Below are 16649 nucleotides of genomic sequence, written 5' to 3'. Positions count from 1 at the left end.
GCTCACTCGGCGCAGGCAAACACCCCTTCCGAAAACCGCAAAACCTGCGGCCAGGGGCACAGCATACGCTCGCCGCCCGCATTCTCGCCGGCCTCCACGTTTCCGGCCCGAAATGTGGTTGGCACGGCCTGCGGCGGCGTATCGCCTTCCACCCAAGCCATCAGCGCCCCCAGCAGATCGGCGCTGTCGGCAGCGTTGCCTCCGCGTCCGTGAGGCATGCCGGGGATCGCGTAGAACCGCGCAAAGGCACTGGCCCCGGGCGTGTTTGCGGTCAGCTTCTCAAACCAGGTGGCGGTGTCGTTGAACGAAAACACCGGGTCAGCCGTGCCGTGAAAGACAACCAGCTTGCCGCCCGCCGCTTCCAGCCCTTCAAGCGTCGGGTTGCTAGCGCCCGGCGGGCTCATCACCTGCATCGGGCTTTCGGGGAAGGCCTCGGTCACCGCATCCACCTTGGCGGCTTCGCTGTCAAAATCATAGCCCATCAGGTAGGCCTCCAGCGCTTCGGGGCTGCCCTCCACCATCGTTGGCGGGGTGGAGTACACATGCGCAAGGCTGCCCGCGCCCATCACCGCAATGATCGGCCGCATGCCCCAAGGCGGCACCGTGCTTTCAATCTTCCAGAACCGCCAGTTGCCCGAAGCAATGCCGGGATCCCACGGCCAATCGCTGTACAGCGCCGTGCCAGCCCCGTCCGTCGGCCCCGCGTGCATTGCCTCCAGTGCCGCCACCTTCTCGGCGCTCAGGCAGGCGGAGTTCTGGCCCGTTTTGCATACCATATCGGCGGGGTTGAAGGCCTGCTGGCACCCCGCCGTATCGGCCACCACGCCATCTTCCAGCCCATCGAGCCCGTCGCAGGCCGTGTTGATCTTCTCGGCCACCAGCCCCAGTTCCGCCGGGCTGAAGCTCTCGGCCAATGTCGGCGCGACCGAGCGTAGCTGCTGCACATCCCACGCATGTTGAATCGCCGCGCGGGGCAGGCGGAAGCCGGGGTAGCCAGCCAGCAGCCCGTCAAAGGCCTCCGGCATCCGCTCAGCGGCCACCATCGCATGACGCCCGCCATTGGAGGTTCCGTACCCGTAAACATAGGCGGGCACCGTGCCGTAGTGCGCTTCGGTCAGTGCCAGGGCAACCGGGTGTAGCTTGGCCACGGCCCCATAGCCGTAGTCGCGCCGCGCCTCAAAATCGAGGCCAAAGAGGTTGCCGCCTACAAGCCCGGCCTCGGGGTTGGCCTTGCCATCATGGCCCGCGTCCGAGCTGACAACGGCAAACCCCCGCTCCAAGGCAGGCACGCCCACGCCGGTGCCTGCGCCGGTTGCAGGCTTTACCTCACCATCATTGCCGCCGTTGAACTGGTGCAGAAAGCGCCCCTCCCAAGCCGCTGGCAAGCGCAGCTCGAAGCGCAGCGCATAGGGTCTGCCGTCCGCGCCGATGCGTTCAGCCATTGTGCCGCGCAGCAGGCATTGCGCCACCATCGAATGGTCATCGCCCTCGGGCAGCGCGATGGCTTCGGTGATCGTCACCCCTGCGGGCGCGGTTCCGGCCATATCGGCGCAGTCCGTGGCCGCCACGGCGGTGCCGGGCATCAGAATGGCGAGGGCGCAGGCGGCCCCTGCGCGGCGTGGGGCAAGTCTCATGGCAATCTCTCCTCCTGGTTGTATCTTAGCGCCCGCGCCGGGCCTTGTCAGCGCGAATTCGGGCCTCACCGGGAGAGAAGATGCTTAGCTCTTCCCCCGGTGCGGCTTGCCCGTGGATTTGCCCGTGGGTTTGCCGCCCGGCTTCCCGAAAGACTTGCCACCGGGTTTGCCAAACGGCTTGCCACCCGGCTTTCCGGGGCCTTTGCCGGAGCGGCGCGGAGGCCCGTCGGGGCCTTTGCCAAACTCGGCGCGGCCCTCAGCGCGCGCCTTGTTCTTCTTGCTCGAAGGTTTGCCCTTGGGCGGCGGCGGCCCTTTTCGCCCGGGCTTCATCGAGGCCGAGGGGTTTGCCGCACCGGGGCGATGACGAGTCGATTCCGCCGCGCCGGCTTTGGCTCGGGGCTTGCGTTCCTTTTGGCGCGGCACATGCGGGGCCTCCGGCTCCGGCGTAGGAGCTGGCGACACGAGCGCCTGAGGCGCTGCCTTGGCCTCGCTCTGTGGGCGAGGGGCGCGCGGTGGGCGGGCGGGCTTCTCCTGGCGCGCAGGCTTGTCGCCGCGCGGGGCAGGGCGGCGAGCAGGCGGACGGTCAAGCCCCTCGGGCGGGCGATCAAGCTGGCGCACCTCGGCCCCCTCAACCTTCCGCTCCTTGCCCAGATGATCCAGAAAGCCCTTGAGGCTCGGCTGCCGGATCTCGATGAAGCTTTCGTCGCCCGCGATGCGGATCGCACCGATGTCGCCCTTGGTCAGCCCACCGGCCTTGCAGAGCATCGGCAAAAGGCGGCGCGGCTCGGCCTGCTGATTGCGCCCAAGCGCAATGCTCACCCATGCGGAGGGGCCAAATTCGACGCGCGGCTTCGGAGCCGGGTCTTCGCCCGAAAGCTCCTCTGGCGCGGAATGCTGGGTGGCATGCAGGCGCATGTAGGCCGCAGCGATCTGTTCAGGCGAGAAACGGGCCACCAGTTCGGCCACAGGCGCGGCCTCGCTGTCCGATACCGGCTCCTGCCAATCGGGGCTTTCCAGCATCCGCTCCCAGTCGCGCGCGGCCACAGCCTCGGCAGAGGGCGGCTCGGCCCAGCGTGCGGTGAGCTTGGCAGCCCCAAGCACCCGCAGCGCCTTCTTGCGCACGCGGGGTGTGACGATTAGTGCCGAGGTGCCCTTGCGCCCGGCGCGGCCTGTGCGCCCGGAGCGATGAAGCAGGGTTTCATGGCTGCCGGGAAGCTCGGCATGCACCACAAGGTCCAGATTGGGCAGGTCGATGCCACGCGCCGCAACGTCGGTGGCCACGCACACACGTGCACGGCCGTCACGCATGGCTTGCAGGGCATTTGTGCGCTCCTGTTGCGACAACTCGCCAGACAGCGCCACCACACGGAAGCCCCGGTTGGAAAGCCGCGACGTAAGCCGCGAAACCGTCGCGCGGGTGTTGCAGAAGACAATCGCGTTCGGGGCCTCGTGATAGCGCAGCAGGTTGATCACCGCGTTCTCATGGTCGCGCTCGGCGACGGCCATAGCGAGATAGTCGATATCGGCGTGTTGCGAGGTCTCGGCGCGGCTCTCCACCCGAACAGCATCGCGCTGATAGCCCTTGGCGAGCGCCGCGATAGAAGCCGGAACGGTGGCCGAAAACAGCAGCGTCTGGCGCTCTTCTGGCGCTTGGGAGAGGATGAATTCAAGATCTTCGCGAAAGCCCAGATCAAGCATTTCGTCGGCCTCATCCAGCACCACCGCACGCAGCGACGAAAGGTCGACCGAGCCACGCTCGATATGGTCGCGCAGGCGGCCCGGGGTGGCGACGACGATATGCGTTCCACGCGCCAGAGCGCGGCGCTCATCGCGATAGTCCATCCCGCCCACGGTCGAGGCCAACACAGCGCCAGTGCGGGCATAGAGCCACGCCAACTCGCGTTTCACCTGCATCGCCAGCTCGCGGGTGGGGGCGATGACAAGGCCAAGCGGGGCGGCGGCCTCCTCAAAGGTCTCCGCCTCACCCAGAAGGCGCGGGGCGATGGCAATCCCGAAGCCCAGCGTCTTGCCAGAGCCGGTCTGCGCCGAAACCAACAGGTCACGGCCTTCATGCTCGGCAGCGCCAACGGCCTCCTGCACGGGGGTCAATTGGGTATAGCCACGGTCTGCGATGGCGTCGGCGAGAGCTTGTTTCAAGGTGATTGTCCGGGGAGAGAGGGCGTAAGCCGCGCTCTCTACAGGCTGGCACGCGCTTTGTATAGCACGAAGACGCCGCACACCCCCGCGGGGGTGCACAGCCCGTGCCTTATCGCGGCCTCAAGAGCAGGATCAGGGAATGATCCGGTTGTATTTGGAGCCTTCCAGCGTCGCGCCCAGGATCAGCCCGGCTTGGCCAAAGACCACGGCGATAACCGGTGCCAGCGCGGTGAGCGTCTCGGCAGAGAGGTTGCCAGCATTGTCGTTCAACGCATATTCGGCATCCGCGCCCACCGACCAGCCGGTCGAGGTGCGAAACTCGCGCAGCGCCGCCGGGGTCATGAAAAACAGCGCATGGGCATATTGCTGTGCCCCGATCTGCAAGCCGAAGTTGGCCTGAATCGCGTTGTAGTAATCGACCGTCACATTATCGATCCGCAGCGCCCCGCGCCCGTAGCTGCCACCCACGCCAAAGCCCGCCTTGGTGACCAGCGGCATATAGAGCACGCCCGCCGCCTTCTGCTCGAGTTCGGCCGTGCCGGGGTAGCGCGAGAACAGGTAGTTCCGCGTGCTGTTCACCCGCGCGTCGATCTTCGCGCCATTGTTGGTGCCCACGCCATTGCCGCAGGCCGAAAGCGCGGTGGTCGCACCAAGCCCTGCAAGAAATACACGTCGATTGGGGAATTTGCTCATGGTATCCGCCTGTCCTTAAGCCTCACCCGGCTGTTTTCGCCGGTTTTGTCTATCTATAGGGGCGTCAGACAGGCTTGTCACCACAAGTTGAGGTGATATGGGCGGATTTTGGCCGCGCTGCGCTTCATCCGGTTTGTTTTGCGGTTACATTCGCCTCAGCGTCAGCAAACGAGGTTGAGATAGTCTTTTCCATCGGTGCCTCTGTCAGTAACTTTGTGCGCTTCTTCGCCATCCACCAGAGTGTCAATACAATCGCGAAGTCTTGAGACGGAGTCATGTTTGTTCCGGCAGAGCTGAGCGGCGCGGCCAATCTTTATTGCTTTCGAAGAGTACTCCTGCAGGTCTTTGTCGGGAACCTTTTCACCGCTTTGGTACGCCCAACTCTGCGAGGCGTATAGCCCAGCGACGGTGGCGCAGTTTGCGATGCGCGCATCAATGCGATCTCTGTAAGTTTGTTTGGTAGCAGTGTTCCAAGATACACCCAGTGCGATCACCGCGACAACGACAGAGGCCAAGGAAAGCAAGGTTTGACCGCTTCCGCCCTTCCATCGGGCAAGTCTCTTCACTCGATACCACAAAACCCCAACTCCAGTGCTTGGTCGCGAATAGCTCAACCATAGCGCGAACGTGTCGCAGACTCACCCCGCCTTCAGCCGCCTTGCCATCCGAGGCGCGAAATAGGTCAGCACCCCCATGCACCCTGCGCGTTTGAAGGCCATCAGGCTCTCCACCATCACCTTCTCGCCGTCGATCCAACCGTTCGCCGCCGCCGCCTCGATCATCGCGTATTCACCGCTCACCTGATAGGCGAACGTGGGCGCGCCGAATGTCTCACGGACGCGGTGGATGATGTCGAGATAGGGCAGGCCGGGCTTGACCATCACCATATCGGCCCCTTCGGCGAGGTCGCGCTGCACCAGCCGCAGGGCCTCGTCACTGTTGGCCGGGTCCATCTGGTAGGTATTCTTGTCGCCCGTGAGCGCTGCCGAGGCCCCCACCGCATCGCGGAACGGCCCGTAGAAGGCAGAGGCATATTTTGCCGCGTAGCTGAGGATAGAGACCTTGCTGTACCCGGCCTTCTCCAGCGCCGAACGGATCGCGCCGATCCGGCCATCCATCATGTCTGACGGGCCCAGAATGTCGGCCCCAGCCTCGGCCTGCGCCAGCGCCATCTTCACCAGCGCCTCCACAGTATCATCGTTGACGATCTCGCCCTCCACCACAAAGCCGTCATGGCCGTTGATGTTGTAGGGGTCGAGCGCGATGTCGGTCATCACCGCAACCTCGGGCGCAGCCGCCTTGATTGCGCGGATCGCCCGGTTGGTCAGGTTCTCGGGATCCCACGCCATGGCGCAGTCTTCCGTCCGCGCCTCCGCGCCGGTGTAGGGAAAGAGGCAGATCGCCGGAATACCAAGGCTCGCAGCCTCCTGCGCCGCCTCGGCCACCAGATCCACCGTCAGCCGCTCCACGCCCGGCATCGAGGGCACCGCAGTGCGCTCGCCCTCGCCATCGCGCAGGAACACCGGCCAGATCAGATCATCGACGGTCACTGCAGTTTCGCGCACCAATCCCCGCATGGCAGGGCTCGTTCGGGTGCGCCGCAGACGTGCAGCAGGGTAGGGGGCGACGGTAGGACGCATGGGATTGCCTCGTTTTTCAGCCACACAAGCGGGTGCCATGGATTTTGCGCCGCGACAAGGCTTCCATTCCCGGCAAAGCTGGCTAGATTGCGCCAACTTCGACAACAGGTCACAACAGGCCGAAGGGGCAGAAACAGGTGCTGGACTGGTACGAAACCGTATTCGAGCTGATCGACATGCGGTCGTTTTCCAACCTGTGGTATTGGATTGCGCTGGCGGTGATGTGGTCCACCTCCTCGCATTTCGTCCTCGGCGTGCCGTGGGATCTGGTGCAGAGGGCCAAGCGCAATGGCGGCGATGCCGAGGCTGATCTGCATGACATGGTCCGCGTCAACGTAAACCGCATTCTCTACATCGCAGATCAGGCCGGGCTCTGGCTGATCGCCATCACCTTTTTCACCCTGTCCTCACTGGCCATCATCGGCTTCTGGTATGCGTCGGAGTTCAGCCAAGCGGTGTTCCTGATGGCTGCGCCCATGAGCCTCGTGCTGGGCCTTGGCGTGCGCTGCGCCCGCGGGATTCGCGCCGCCGATGGCGAGGGCCTCTATGACAGGATGCACCGGCAACGCTTCATCACCCAAGTGATCGGCGTGTTGTCGATTTTCGTCACCGCGCTCTGGGGCATGGCCCAGAACATGTCGATCGGCGCTATCTGAAGGTATTGGCGCCGGAGCCTGCCTGCGCCGCGCTTAGCTCTCTTCGCGCTCGAAGAAAGCCCGCACCTTCGGCCCGATCCACGCCCATAGAGAGGGCGCCCCACGCTCCATCGTCGGCCGCAACCGGGCCTCCACGCGGGCATAATCCACACCGTATGGCGTCCAGCTGGCCCCGCCATTGGCGAGGTTGAGCAGCGGAGGCTGAAATCGGTCGAGCGCCTTGGCAAACCGCGCATCCGGCGTTTCTGCGGCTTCAAACTCGTCCCAAAGCGCGCGCAGCTCCGCGCCCTGATCGCCCGGCAGCATCCCGAAGACCCGGTCCGCCGCCTTGCGCTCTGCCGCCTCAATCGCCTCCTGGTCCAGACCGGCCTCAAAGATCGGCGCATCACCCGCGTCGATCTCCACAAGGTCATGGATCAGTGCCATCCGGATCACCCGGTCAATCTGCACCCCCTCCGGCGCTTCACGCTCCAGCACCAGCGCCGCCAGCGCAAGATGCCAGCTGTGCTCGCCGGAGTTCTCGTAGCGCGTCCCATCCGCCAGCTTCGAGGCCCGCTCGACCGAGCGCAGCTTGCACGCCTCGGTCAGAAAGGCCGCCTGCCGGTCAAGATCAGCGCTCAATGGCCATCATCCAAAAGCTGCGGCCCGGTGTCCTTGGCCAGAAATCCCTGCTTGATCTGCTCATCCAAAAACTGCCGCGCCCGCCGCTCTGCAAGGCGCACCCGGATCGAGGTCATGAATGTCTCTTCCATCGTGGTCGAGGAGGTGCCCAGTTTCTTGGCTACGGCCCGAATAACCTCGTCCTCGTCGCCCAGCTTGGCCGCGTGGGCGATGGTGTCTTTCGCCAGATTGTCTGCAAGGTCTTCCAAAACGCCCATGGCTGCTCTCCCGGCTGTTTGTGATGGCCGTATTTGCTTGGAAAGCGCCGCCAAGTGCAACCCCTGCACCACGCCCCTCGCGCCGGCATGGCAACCGCCCATTCCGGGTGCAAAAAGTAGTGACGCTGCGTCACTTTGGGCGGCGGCGGGGATGGTCCTGCCCCCGGCACGGCCCTGCCAGAGTTCGGTCGCATTTCTGAGGCTAAAGTGCCGCTGTTCGTACAGTACAAGCGGCAAGGGCTCTCTCTGGTCGCATCGGGAGGAGTGCGCAAAATGAATGCCCATGTGGTCGTCGCGGCCTGTTTCGCGCTATGTTGCGCTGCCATCTCTCTCAGCCTCGGAGTGGCCGAGATCATCCTTCTGCGCACGATGGATCAGGGCCTGCCCGCTGCCGGGCTGATGGCCGCAGGCGTGGCCGGATATGTCGCCGGGCAAACCTATGCAGGCCGCATCGGGCAGGGCCCGGCAGGCCTCGCGCTTCTGGGGCATCTGGGGGTCATGGCCGCTGTGCTCTTCGCGCTGGCGATCTGGCAGCCCATGCTCTTCACCGGGCTCTTCGGGGAAGCCGCGCCAGTGCCCTTGCTTCAGACCTTGCCGGCGCAACTCACCTACGGCCTCACCCTCGCTGCGCTCTGCCTCGCGCTCGCAACCTTCCGCTCCGGCGCGCGCCACGCGCTTGAGCGTGATATTCAGGCGGGCACGCGGCCCACCTGACATTCGGTTGCTTCAGCGGCTGGTCTCTGTCAGGCGACGACGCACATAGCCGTCAACCTCGCCCAGCATCTCATCCATATACGGGTCTTCAAAGAAGTGCCCGGCACCCTCAATCTCGGTGTGGGTGATGGTGATGCCCTTCTGCTCGTGCAGCTTTTCGACCAGCGTATGGGTGTCCTTAGGCGGCGCCACGCGGTCGGCGGTGCCGTTCAGGATCAGGCCCGAGCTGGGGCAGGGCGCAAGGAACGAGAAGTCATACATATTGGCAGGCGGGCTGACGCTGATGAACCCGGTGATTTCGGGCCGCCGCATCAGCAGCTGCATGCCGATCCACGCGCCAAAGGAAAAGCCTGCAACCCAGCAATGCTTGGCGTTGGTGTTCATCGACTGCAGGTAATCCAGCGCCGAGGCGGCATCGGAAAGCTCGCCAATCCCCTGATCATACTCCCCCTGAGAGCGCCCCACACCGCGAAAGTTGAAGCGCAGCACTGTGAAGCCCATCTTGTGGAAGGTGTAATGCAGGTTGTAGACGACCCGGTTGTTCATCGTCCCGCCAAACTGCGGATGTGGGTGCAGGATGATGGCGATGGGGGCATCTTTTACCGGCTGTGGATGATACCGGCCTTCGAGCCGACCCTCCGGGCCGGGGAAAATCACTTCGGGCATACCTGACCTTTTTTGTCCTCTTTTATGCCCGGGGGCGGTTGACGCTTTCGCGGGCTCAATCTAGAATTATTCTAAATCGGCGCGAACCCACCCGGACGGGTGCGATGGAGGTAATTGCCAAAGCCTTCCTCGTCAATGCAATTTGGCCTTTCAGTGGCCCTCAGCCAAAAGGATCGGAACTTTGAAGCTTTCGACCAAAGGACGCTATGCGATGGTTGCGCTCGCAGATCTGGCCATGGCGCAGGCCGGGCCGGAAGGGGGCGGGCTGGTCTCGCTCGCCGAAATCTCCAAACGGCAGAACATCTCGCTCTCCTATCTAGAGCAGCTTTTCGTCAAGCTCCGCCAAGCCGGGCTGGTCGAAAGCGTGCGCGGGCCGGGCGGCGGCTATCGCCTCGCGCTTAAACCGGCAGAGATCCGCGTGTCCGAGGTGCTGGAAGCGGTGGATGAAACCGTCAGCGCGTTGCACACCGGGGCAGGGGCCAAGGGCGCCGTTTCGGGCTCCAAGGCGCAAAGCCTCGTGAACCGGCTGTGGGAGGGGCTCTCGGCCCATGTCTACGTTTACCTGCACCAGGCCACGCTTGAGTCGGTGATCCAAAAGCCCATGGCCACATGCCCGGCCGTGCCCGATTTCTTTCTGGTGGTCGATGAGGAACAGGCGGAGGCCGAAGCGTGAGTTCTGTGCCCCGCCAAGGCAAGTTCACCGCTAATGTGGCCACCCCGTTGGTAACCGGGGCTGCGCCCTTCGTGCGGCGTTTTTCTGACACCGCTGACACCGTCGGCATGGATGAGGGCTTGTCGCTGCAATACCTCCACCGCCGGGTGGCCGAGGGGGTGAACGCGCGGCGGCGGTCGTCCGGGCTGTTCGGGCGGCTCTACAATGCGATGACCGGGTCCAATCCTGCACAGGTCGAGTTGAGCGGCGCAGTGCTGCTGACGGTAATGCGCGTATTGGGGCATGAACGCCCCGAAGGCGTGGTTGCGGCCAGTCGGCTCTCCTTGCCGCTGGAGGCCGCCGAGCGTCTGTTGGCCGATTATACTGCCGCGGTGAAAAGCCGGGGGCTCGTGGCATGAGCCGAACCTACCTCGATTACAACGCCACCGCCCCGCTTCTGCCGGAGGCCCGCGCCGCGATGCTTCAGGCCATGGAGATTGCGGGCAACCCCTCTTCCGTCCACGCCGAAGGCCGGGCCGCCAAGGCTGCGGTCGAGCGGGCGCGCGCACAGGTGGCGGCGGGCGTTGGCTGTAAGCCGCAGGAGGTTGTTTTTACCGGTGGCGCGACCGAGGCCGCACAGGTTTTGGCCGGTGGCGCGGTGGTGGAGCCCACCGCCCATGATGCGCTCTGGGCCCACAACGCGCCCGAGGGCCGGGTCTACGCAATGGGGCTGGCCAACAGCGAAACCGGGGTGATCTCGGAAGTGCCACAGGAGCGCCCCTGCGAGTTGCTGCTGCTCGACGTAACCCAGGCCGTGGGCCGCATCCCCTTCGCCTTCGGATGGTCGGGCGCCGATCTGGCGATCCTCTCGGCCCACAAGCTGGGCGGCCCCAAGGGCGTGGGCGCTCTGATCGTCCGTGAAGGGCTCGACATTGCACCGCTGCTCAAGGGGGGCGGGCAGGAAATGGGCCGCCGCTCCGGCACCGAAAACGTGATTGGAATCGCGGGCTTCGGGGCTGCGGTTGAAGCGGCGCAAAAGCGGCTTGAGGCGGGCGATTGGGCGCGCGTCGCGCAGGTCCGCGACAAATTGGAAGCGATGGTGGAAGAGGCCGCACCGGAAGCCATATTCGTAGGGCAAGAGGCCAGTGACGGCCCGGGGCGCCTGCCCAACACTGCCTGTTTCGCCCTGCCGGGCTGGAAGGGCGAAACCCAGGTGATGTCGATGGACCTCGCCGGTTTTGCCATCTCCGCCGGCTCCGCCTGCTCCTCGGGCAAGGTGAAGGAAAGCCGGGTGCTCCGCGCGATGGGGTTCGATGAGGCCATTGCCCGCTCCGCCATCCGGGTCTCGCTGGGGCCGGACACCACTGAAGAAGATATCGCCCGCTTTGCCGAAAGCTGGGCCGCCGCACACAGAAAACACCAGGCGCGGGTTGCGTGAAGAACGCACCCCAAGCCGTTGAAAGGAAAGACGATGAACGATCTTGACGTGAAAGAAGGCGTGGACGCCGAAACCGTGGAAGCCGTGAAGGCCATGGGGGCCTATAAATACGGCTGGAACACTGACATCGAGATGGATTTCGCCCCGATGGGGCTGAACGAGGAGATCGTCCGCCTGATCTCCGCCAACAACGGCGAGCCCGAGTGGATGACCGATTGGCGGCTGCAGGCCTACCGCCGCTGGCTGCAAATGGAAGAGCCCGACTGGGCCATGGTCGACTACCCCGAGATCAACTTCCAAAACCAGTATTACTACGCCAAACCTGCCTCGATGAAGGAAAAGCCCAAGTCGCTCGACGAGGTCGATCCGGCGCTGCTGGCCACCTACGAAAAGCTCGGTATCCCACTGAAAGAACAGATGATTCTGGCGGGCGTCGAGGGGGCCGATGAGGCGCCGGCAGAGGGCCGCAAGGTCGCCGTCGATGCGGTGTTCGATAGCGTCAGCGTGGGCACCACCTTCAAGGCCGAACTCGCCAGCAAGGGCGTGATCTTCTGCTCCATCTCCGAGGCCATCAAAGAGCACCCGGAGCTGGTCAAAAAGTATCTGGGCAGCGTCGTGCCGCAGGGCGATAACTTCTACGCCTGCCTCAACAGCGCCGTGTTCTCCGACGGTTCCTTCGTCTACGTCCCCCCCGGCGTGCGCTGCCCGATGGAGCTTTCCACCTACTTCCGCATCAACGCCGAAAACACCGGCCAGTTCGAGCGCACGCTCATCATCTGCGACAGCAACGCCTACGTCAGCTACCTAGAAGGCTGCACCGCGCCCCAGCGCGACACCTCGCAGCTGCACGCCGCCGTGGTTGAGATCGTGGTGATGGACGACGCCGAGGTGAAGTATTCCACCGTACAAAACTGGTTCCCCGGCGACGAGAACGGCAAGGGCGGCATCTACAACTTCGTCACCAAGCGCGCCGACTGTCGCGGCGACCGCGCCAAGGTGATGTGGACCCAGGTCGAAACCGGCTCCTCGGTGACGTGGAAGTACCCCAGCTGCATCCTGCGCGGCGATGAAAGCCAGGGCGAGTTCTACTCCATCGCCATCACCAACAACTACCAGCAGGCCGATACCGGCACCAAGATGGTCCACCTCGGCAAGAACACCCGCAGCCGGATCGTCTCCAAGGGCATCTCGGCGGGGAAGGCCCAGAACACCTATCGCGGCCTCGTTTCGATGCACCCCAAGGCCAAGGAGAGCCGCAACTATACCCAGTGCGACAGCCTCCTTATCGGCTCCGACTGCGGCGCCCACACCGTGCCCTACATCGAGGTCAAAAATAACAGCAGCCGCGTTGAGCACGAGGCCACCACATCGAAGGTGGACGACGACCAGCTCTTCTATTGCCGCCAGCGCGGCATGGACGAAGAGGAGGCCGTCGCCCTCGTGGTCAACGGCTTCTGCAAGGAGGTGCTTCAAGCCCTGCCGATGGAATTCGCCATGGAAGCTCAGCAGCTTGTCGCGATCTCGCTGGAAGGGTCGGTGGGGTAGTTTGAGGCCTGCATGATGTCCAGTTTTCTGTCCCGTTTTATCCGTAGATGGCGCGGTTTGCCGCCTGTCGCGGTGCATCCGTCCATCGTGGCGGCGGAGAACATGTTTGTGGCCGACTCTGCCGACGCCTACCTAGATTGGGCCGCCATATTCATGGCGGGCCCCATGCATGACCTGCCGCGCCCAGACGTGCCTCTCGCCGACACCTTGGACGAGGAAATCATACTGGGGTGGGACGAAGACGCGCTGGCGCATCTCGATTCCTATCTTCTGAAGGTCCATCTGAAGTGTGCGGATAAGACCGACGACGAAAGCCTGCGCCAACTGCGCAACCTCATCGCCTATGCCGGCAGCTATGTCGGGCAATGTTTCATAGAAAACATCGCTGGCTGCCGCTGGCTTCTCCCGCATGAAATCATGGAGAGGGACAAAGACGGTGTCTTGGCGGCAGGCGGTGATGTAGACGCCCAGCTGACGGGCGCCATCTATCATGACGAAACCGATGTGATGGTCTTTCCCTTCGCGAAAATCGTGAAGTTTCTGATGAATGGGGCAGAGGACAAAACCCTCGCGTTCTTCCGGGTCTTCGCAGAACAGATGGGTGGGACGGACTTTGAGCGCCTTGTGACAGAAGATGGATGAGGCGCACCGGCATGACCTCCCCTGAGCCAAGGAGATGTAAATGATCACCACCACCACCCCCTCCGTCGAGGGCAAGTCCATCACCGGCTACAAGGGCATCGTCACCGGCGAGGCCATCCTTGGGGCCAATATCTTCCGCGATCTCTTCGCTGGCATCCGCGACATCGTCGGCGGGCGTTCGGCGGCCTATGAGCAGGAGCTCGGCAAGGCCCGGATGACCGCCCTGCGCGAGATGGAAGAGCGCGCCGCCGAGCTTGGCGCAACTGCGGTGGTCGGCGTCGATCTCGACTACGAGGTCATCAACAACATGCTGATGGTCTCGGCCTCCGGCACCGCTGTCACCCTCTCATAAACAAGGCAACCCCATGCTCCCCTCCGCCTCCAACAGCCCCCGCTTGCGGCTCGACCCGCTGGCATCGGCGCGCATCCCCCGGGATGCCGCGGGCGGAGCCGTGCTGGCGGCAAATCCGGCGGTGGCCCGCGTCTCGAAATTGGGGCAAGAGGGCCGAAATGTGTCGCTCATAGGGTCGCCTCGTCCTCGTTACGTGACGTCCAAACCAAAATCCCGCCCCAATCGATTGGTAAACAGTTCGTTAACGCAAGAGTTGAACATCGAGGCACCCAGGGGTCGTGGCAAACACCGAAACCTTCCAGAACCGGATAAACCGGATCAACAAGGGCAAGCAGTGGGCGCCCGATGGGGTCGTGCACACGCCCGTGCAGGCACAGATCCGCAAGGGGCGTCACGGGCCGATCGCGCGGTTCTTTCACACGGTTTCGCTGCCCATGGCCTTCGGTATCGGTCTGATCGCCATGAGCATCGCCCGCTATGCCCGCCTTGCGGTCAGCGGTCTGCCCGAGGGGGGCAATGTGCTGACAGAAACGCTGCTGATAGATGCGGTTCTGGCGCTGGTCCTCAGTTTCGTTCTGGCCCAAATCGTGTCGATGCGCTCGATTCCGCAGGTCATCGTGTCCGCCCTCGGCGTCTCCGCCGGGGCAATGACGATGCATATGGCAGTGCATCGCGCGCCCGATCTCTTCATGCAGGTCTTCGGCCCGGCCTGGGTGAATGCGGTGGTCACCACGACCGACCCAAACATGGTGCTCTACGGGCACCTGCTGCAGCGGCTGCCGGTGTAACCGCAGCGCCCGGCCCGGCTGGCAACGGCCTTCCCAAATTCGCACCGGCTCACAAGCCGGCACTCACACACACCCGGCGCCCCTTGGGGCGGCCGGGCATCCGCATATGAAAAGGTAAGAAAATGTTGGAAATCAAAAACCTCCACGTCAAACTTGAAGAAGAGGACAAGCAGATCCTCAAGGGTGTCGACCTCACCGTCGAAACCGGCAAGGTGCACGCCATCATGGGCCCCAACGGCTCTGGCAAATCCACGCTCTCCTACGTGCTCGCAGGCCGTGAAGGCTATGAAGTCACCGAAGGCAGCGCGATCATGGAAGGCGCCAACCTTCTGGAACTCGAAACCGAAGAGCGCGCCGCCGAGGGTCTGTTCCTCGCCTTCCAATACCCGGTCGAAATTCCGGGCGTCAGCAACATGACCTTCCTGCGCACCGCCGTGAACGCGCAGCGGAAGGCGCGTGGCGAAGAAGAGATGAGCGCAACCGATTTCCTCAAGGAGGTGCGCGCGCAGGCCAAATCCCTCCAGATCGACGCCGACATGTTGAAGCGCCCGGTCAACATGGGCTTCTCCGGCGGCGAGAAAAAGCGCAACGAAATCCTGCAAATGGCCATGCTGGCTCCCAAGATGTGCATCTTGGACGAAACCGACTCCGGCCTTGATGTCGACGCCATGAAACTGGTGGCCGAAGGCGTGAACGCACTGCGCTCCGAGGGCCGCAGCTTCCTCGTCATCACCCACTACCAGCGCCTGCTGGATCACATCAAACCCGATGTGGTGCACATCATGGCCGATGGCCGTATCGTTAAAACCGGCGGCCCCGAGCTGGCGCTTGAGGTCGAAAACAACGGTTACGCCGACATTCTGGCGGAGATGGCCTGATGGCAGTGCAATCCCGAAAAGACATCATGGCCGCCGATCGCCGGGCACAGGCAGAGGCCCGTCTGGCCGCTACGCCCATGCCCGCCGCCGCCGGCTGGTCCGCCGCACCGCGCCAAGAGGCTCTGAGCCGCCTCATCGACCTCGGCCTGCCGCATCGGCGCGATGAGTATTGGAAGTTCACCAACCCGACCACGCTCAGCCAGCCCGAGCCGGTCGAGGCCGCCACTTTCGATCCGCAGGAAACCCTGATCTTCGGCGATGTCGACAGGCTGCACCTCACCTTCGTCGATGGTGTGTTTGATGCCGATGCCTCCGACAGCCTCGAAGGCGAGGGGATTGAAATCGCAAGGCTTTCCGAGGCCGAAGGTGCCGATATCCACTGGGCCCAAGGGCTCTATGGTGCGCTGGAGGCCCGTGGCCAAAACCCCGTGGCCCGCCCGCTCGCCGCGCTCAACACCGCGCTGGCCACCGATGGCATCCTGATCCGCGCAACCGACGTGGTGAAAAAGCCGGTCCACATCACCTACCTGCACCAGCAAACCGCCTCCGACGCGATCCTGCATCACGTCATCAAGGTGGAAAAAGGCGCAGAGCTGACCCTGCTGGAAAACGGCCCCGCCGCAGCCCGGTTCAACAAGGTGATGGAGGTCGACGTGGCCGATAGAGGCACCTTCCACCACATCCGCGCTCAGGGGCGCGATCACGAGCGCCGCGCGGCCAGCCACATCTTCGCCCGTCTCGGGGAAGAGAGCACCTTCAAGAGCTTCACCCTCACGGTGAATGGCGTGCTCACGCGCAACGAGGCGGTCATCGAATTCACCGGCGACAATGCCACCGCCCACATCGCCGGGGCCTGCCTTGGTGATGGCGCCTTCCACCATGATGACACGGTGTTCATCACCCATGATGCGGTAAACTGCGAAAGCCGGCAGGTTTTCAAAAAGGTGCTTCGCAACGGCGCGGTCGGCGTGTTTCAGGGCAAGATCCTCGTCAAGGAAGGCGCCCAAAAGACTGACGGCTATCAGATCAGCCAGTCGCTTCTGCTGGATGACGACAGCCAGTTCCTCGCCAAGCCGGAGCTGGAGATCTACGCCGATGATGTTGCCTGCTCCCACGGCTCCACCACCGGCGCGATCGACGAGGATTCGCTGTTCTACTTCCTCTCCCGCGGCATCCCCCGCAGCGAAGCCGAGAACCTGCTGGTGCTGGCCTTCGTCGCCGAGGCCATCGAAGAGATCGAGAACAAGGATCTCGCCGAAGAGCTGACCGAGCGCCTCGCGGCCTGGCTCGAACGGCACCGCGGCTGAGAGGGCAGG

Annotated in this window: 19 protein-coding genes; 11 read left to right on the top strand and 8 right to left on the bottom strand. The window is 63.8% G+C overall.

Translation table 11 applies throughout. From position 1 onward, the window contains the following. Positions 1-2: 2 nt before the first annotated feature. The 5 genes from ACXAG6_RS14125 to hemB form a co-directional block, all read right to left on the bottom strand. Entirely contained in the window at positions 3-1634 is a 1632-nt protein-coding gene (locus ACXAG6_RS14125; RefSeq protein WP_475338369.1) for a tannase/feruloyl esterase family alpha/beta hydrolase, read from the bottom strand. An 84-nt stretch (positions 1635-1718) separates the two neighbouring features. Beyond that, entirely contained in the window at positions 1719-3791 is a 2073-nt protein-coding gene (locus ACXAG6_RS14120; RefSeq protein WP_475338368.1) for a DEAD/DEAH box helicase, read from the bottom strand. 132 nt (positions 3792-3923) lie between these two features. Beyond that, positions 3924-4484, bottom strand: a complete 561-nt coding sequence (locus tag ACXAG6_RS14115) for a lipid-binding SYLF domain-containing protein (protein WP_140014089.1) — start codon at positions 4482-4484, stop codon at positions 3924-3926. Between the two features lie 161 nt (positions 4485-4645). Beyond that, on the bottom strand, positions 4646-5050 hold the full coding sequence (locus ACXAG6_RS14110) for a hypothetical protein (RefSeq protein ID WP_475338367.1): 405 nt from the start codon (positions 5048-5050) through the stop codon (positions 4646-4648). 72 nt (positions 5051-5122) lie between these two features. Further along, positions 5123-6124, bottom strand: a complete 1002-nt coding sequence (gene hemB / locus ACXAG6_RS14105) for a porphobilinogen synthase (RefSeq protein WP_475338365.1) — start codon at positions 6122-6124, stop codon at positions 5123-5125. Between the two features lie 137 nt (positions 6125-6261). Here hemB and ACXAG6_RS14100 point away from each other — a divergent pair, with 137 nt between their 5' ends. After that, positions 6262-6780 carry a component of SufBCD complex gene (locus tag ACXAG6_RS14100; RefSeq protein ID WP_371707685.1) on the top strand — a complete coding sequence of 173 codons (519 nt, stop codon included), beginning with the start codon at positions 6262-6264 and terminating at the stop codon, positions 6778-6780. Positions 6781-6813: 33 nt separating this feature from the next. Here ACXAG6_RS14100 and ACXAG6_RS14095 read toward each other — a convergent pair whose 3' ends face one another. Beyond that, complete coding sequence (locus ACXAG6_RS14095) at positions 6814-7401, bottom strand: HD domain-containing protein (RefSeq protein ID WP_475338363.1); 588 nt, start codon at positions 7399-7401, stop codon at positions 6814-6816. Further along, positions 7398-7658, bottom strand: coding sequence for a hypothetical protein (locus ACXAG6_RS14090; protein ID WP_475338362.1), 261 nt, complete (start codon positions 7656-7658; stop codon positions 7398-7400). The genes ACXAG6_RS14095 and ACXAG6_RS14090 overlap by 4 nt, the downstream gene beginning before the upstream one ends. Positions 7659-7931: 273 nt before the next feature. On the opposite strand from ACXAG6_RS14090, the gene ACXAG6_RS14085 reads away from it, so the two are divergent. Next, entirely contained in the window at positions 7932-8372 is a 441-nt protein-coding gene (locus ACXAG6_RS14085) for a hypothetical protein (RefSeq protein WP_475338360.1), read from the top strand. Positions 8373-8384: 12 nt separating this feature from the next. Here ACXAG6_RS14085 and ACXAG6_RS14080 read toward each other — a convergent pair whose 3' ends face one another. Then, positions 8385-9038 (bottom strand): alpha/beta hydrolase, encoded by a 654-nt coding sequence (locus ACXAG6_RS14080; RefSeq protein WP_475338359.1) that lies wholly within the window; start codon positions 9036-9038, stop codon positions 8385-8387. A 181-nt stretch (positions 9039-9219) separates the two neighbouring features. Here ACXAG6_RS14080 and iscR point away from each other — a divergent pair, with 181 nt between their 5' ends. The 9 genes from iscR to sufD all read left to right on the top strand — a co-directional run bounded on the left by iscR (position 9220) and on the right by sufD (position 16640). Continuing rightward, the gene (gene iscR, locus ACXAG6_RS14075) at positions 9220-9711 is read left to right on the top strand and encodes a Fe-S cluster assembly transcriptional regulator IscR (RefSeq protein ID WP_475338358.1); all 492 of its coding nucleotides are present in this window, start codon (positions 9220-9222) and stop codon (positions 9709-9711) included. Next, positions 9708-10109, top strand: coding sequence for a hypothetical protein (locus ACXAG6_RS14070; RefSeq protein WP_475338357.1), 402 nt, complete (start codon positions 9708-9710; stop codon positions 10107-10109). Before iscR ends, ACXAG6_RS14070 begins: the two co-directional genes overlap by 4 nt. Then, the gene (locus ACXAG6_RS14065) at positions 10106-11128 is read left to right on the top strand and encodes a cysteine desulfurase family protein (RefSeq protein ID WP_475338356.1); all 1023 of its coding nucleotides are present in this window, start codon (positions 10106-10108) and stop codon (positions 11126-11128) included. Before ACXAG6_RS14070 ends, ACXAG6_RS14065 begins: the two co-directional genes overlap by 4 nt. Positions 11129-11161: 33 nt before the next feature. Further along, entirely contained in the window at positions 11162-12673 is a 1512-nt protein-coding gene (gene sufB, locus ACXAG6_RS14060) for a Fe-S cluster assembly protein SufB (RefSeq protein ID WP_475338355.1), read from the top strand. A 15-nt stretch (positions 12674-12688) separates the two neighbouring features. Continuing rightward, a complete protein-coding gene (locus tag ACXAG6_RS14055; protein ID WP_475338353.1) occupies positions 12689-13315 on the top strand; it encodes a hypothetical protein in 627 nt (208 codons plus the stop codon). A 40-nt stretch (positions 13316-13355) separates the two neighbouring features. After that, positions 13356-13667: a heavy metal-binding domain-containing protein gene (locus ACXAG6_RS14050; RefSeq protein ID WP_140014099.1), complete on the top strand. Its 312-nt coding sequence runs from the start codon at positions 13356-13358 to the stop codon at positions 13665-13667. A gap of 278 nt (positions 13668-13945) precedes the next feature. Continuing rightward, positions 13946-14455 (top strand): hypothetical protein, encoded by a 510-nt coding sequence (locus ACXAG6_RS14045; RefSeq protein ID WP_475338352.1) that lies wholly within the window; start codon positions 13946-13948, stop codon positions 14453-14455. A gap of 122 nt (positions 14456-14577) precedes the next feature. Continuing rightward, positions 14578-15333 (top strand): Fe-S cluster assembly ATPase SufC, encoded by a 756-nt coding sequence (gene sufC / locus ACXAG6_RS14040; protein ID WP_475338351.1) that lies wholly within the window; start codon positions 14578-14580, stop codon positions 15331-15333. Next, complete coding sequence (gene sufD, locus ACXAG6_RS14035) at positions 15333-16640, top strand: Fe-S cluster assembly protein SufD (protein WP_475338350.1); 1308 nt, start codon at positions 15333-15335, stop codon at positions 16638-16640. The genes sufC and sufD overlap by 1 nt, the downstream gene beginning before the upstream one ends. Positions 16641-16649 lie beyond the last annotated feature (9 nt).

The organism is Vannielia sp. ABF1_015 (assembly GCF_056160745.1).
Note: the sequence above shows the minus strand (reverse complement) of the source record. Positions and strands in the feature narration are given on the sequence as shown.

Bases quoted from the DNA above. Each gene is read 5' to 3' on its own strand.
- sufC (WP_475338351.1), top strand. From the start codon at position 14,578: ATGTTGGAAATCAAAAACCTCCACGTCAAACTTGAAGAAGAGGACAAG.
- ACXAG6_RS14090 (WP_475338362.1), bottom strand. From the start codon at position 7,658: ATGGGCGTTTTGGAAGACCTTGCAGACAATCTGGCGAAAGACACCATC.
- ACXAG6_RS14085 (WP_475338360.1), top strand. From the start codon at position 7,932: ATGAATGCCCATGTGGTCGTCGCGGCCTGTTTCGCGCTATGTTGCGCT.
- ACXAG6_RS14055 (WP_475338353.1), top strand. From the start codon at position 12,689: ATGTCCAGTTTTCTGTCCCGTTTTATCCGTAGATGGCGCGGTTTGCCG.
- ACXAG6_RS14065 (WP_475338356.1), top strand. From the start codon at position 10,106: ATGAGCCGAACCTACCTCGATTACAACGCCACCGCCCCGCTTCTGCCG.
- ACXAG6_RS14080 (WP_475338359.1), bottom strand. From the start codon at position 9,038: ATGCCCGAAGTGATTTTCCCCGGCCCGGAGGGTCGGCTCGAAGGCCGG.
- ACXAG6_RS14125 (WP_475338369.1), bottom strand. From the start codon at position 1,634: ATGAGACTTGCCCCACGCCGCGCAGGGGCCGCCTGCGCCCTCGCCATT.
- ACXAG6_RS14115 (WP_140014089.1), bottom strand. From the start codon at position 4,484: ATGAGCAAATTCCCCAATCGACGTGTATTTCTTGCAGGGCTTGGTGCG.
- sufB (WP_475338355.1), top strand. From the start codon at position 11,162: ATGAACGATCTTGACGTGAAAGAAGGCGTGGACGCCGAAACCGTGGAA.
- sufD (WP_475338350.1), top strand. From the start codon at position 15,333: ATGGCAGTGCAATCCCGAAAAGACATCATGGCCGCCGATCGCCGGGCA.
- hemB (WP_475338365.1), bottom strand. From the start codon at position 6,124: ATGCGTCCTACCGTCGCCCCCTACCCTGCTGCACGTCTGCGGCGCACC.
- ACXAG6_RS14050 (WP_140014099.1), top strand. From the start codon at position 13,356: ATGATCACCACCACCACCCCCTCCGTCGAGGGCAAGTCCATCACCGGC.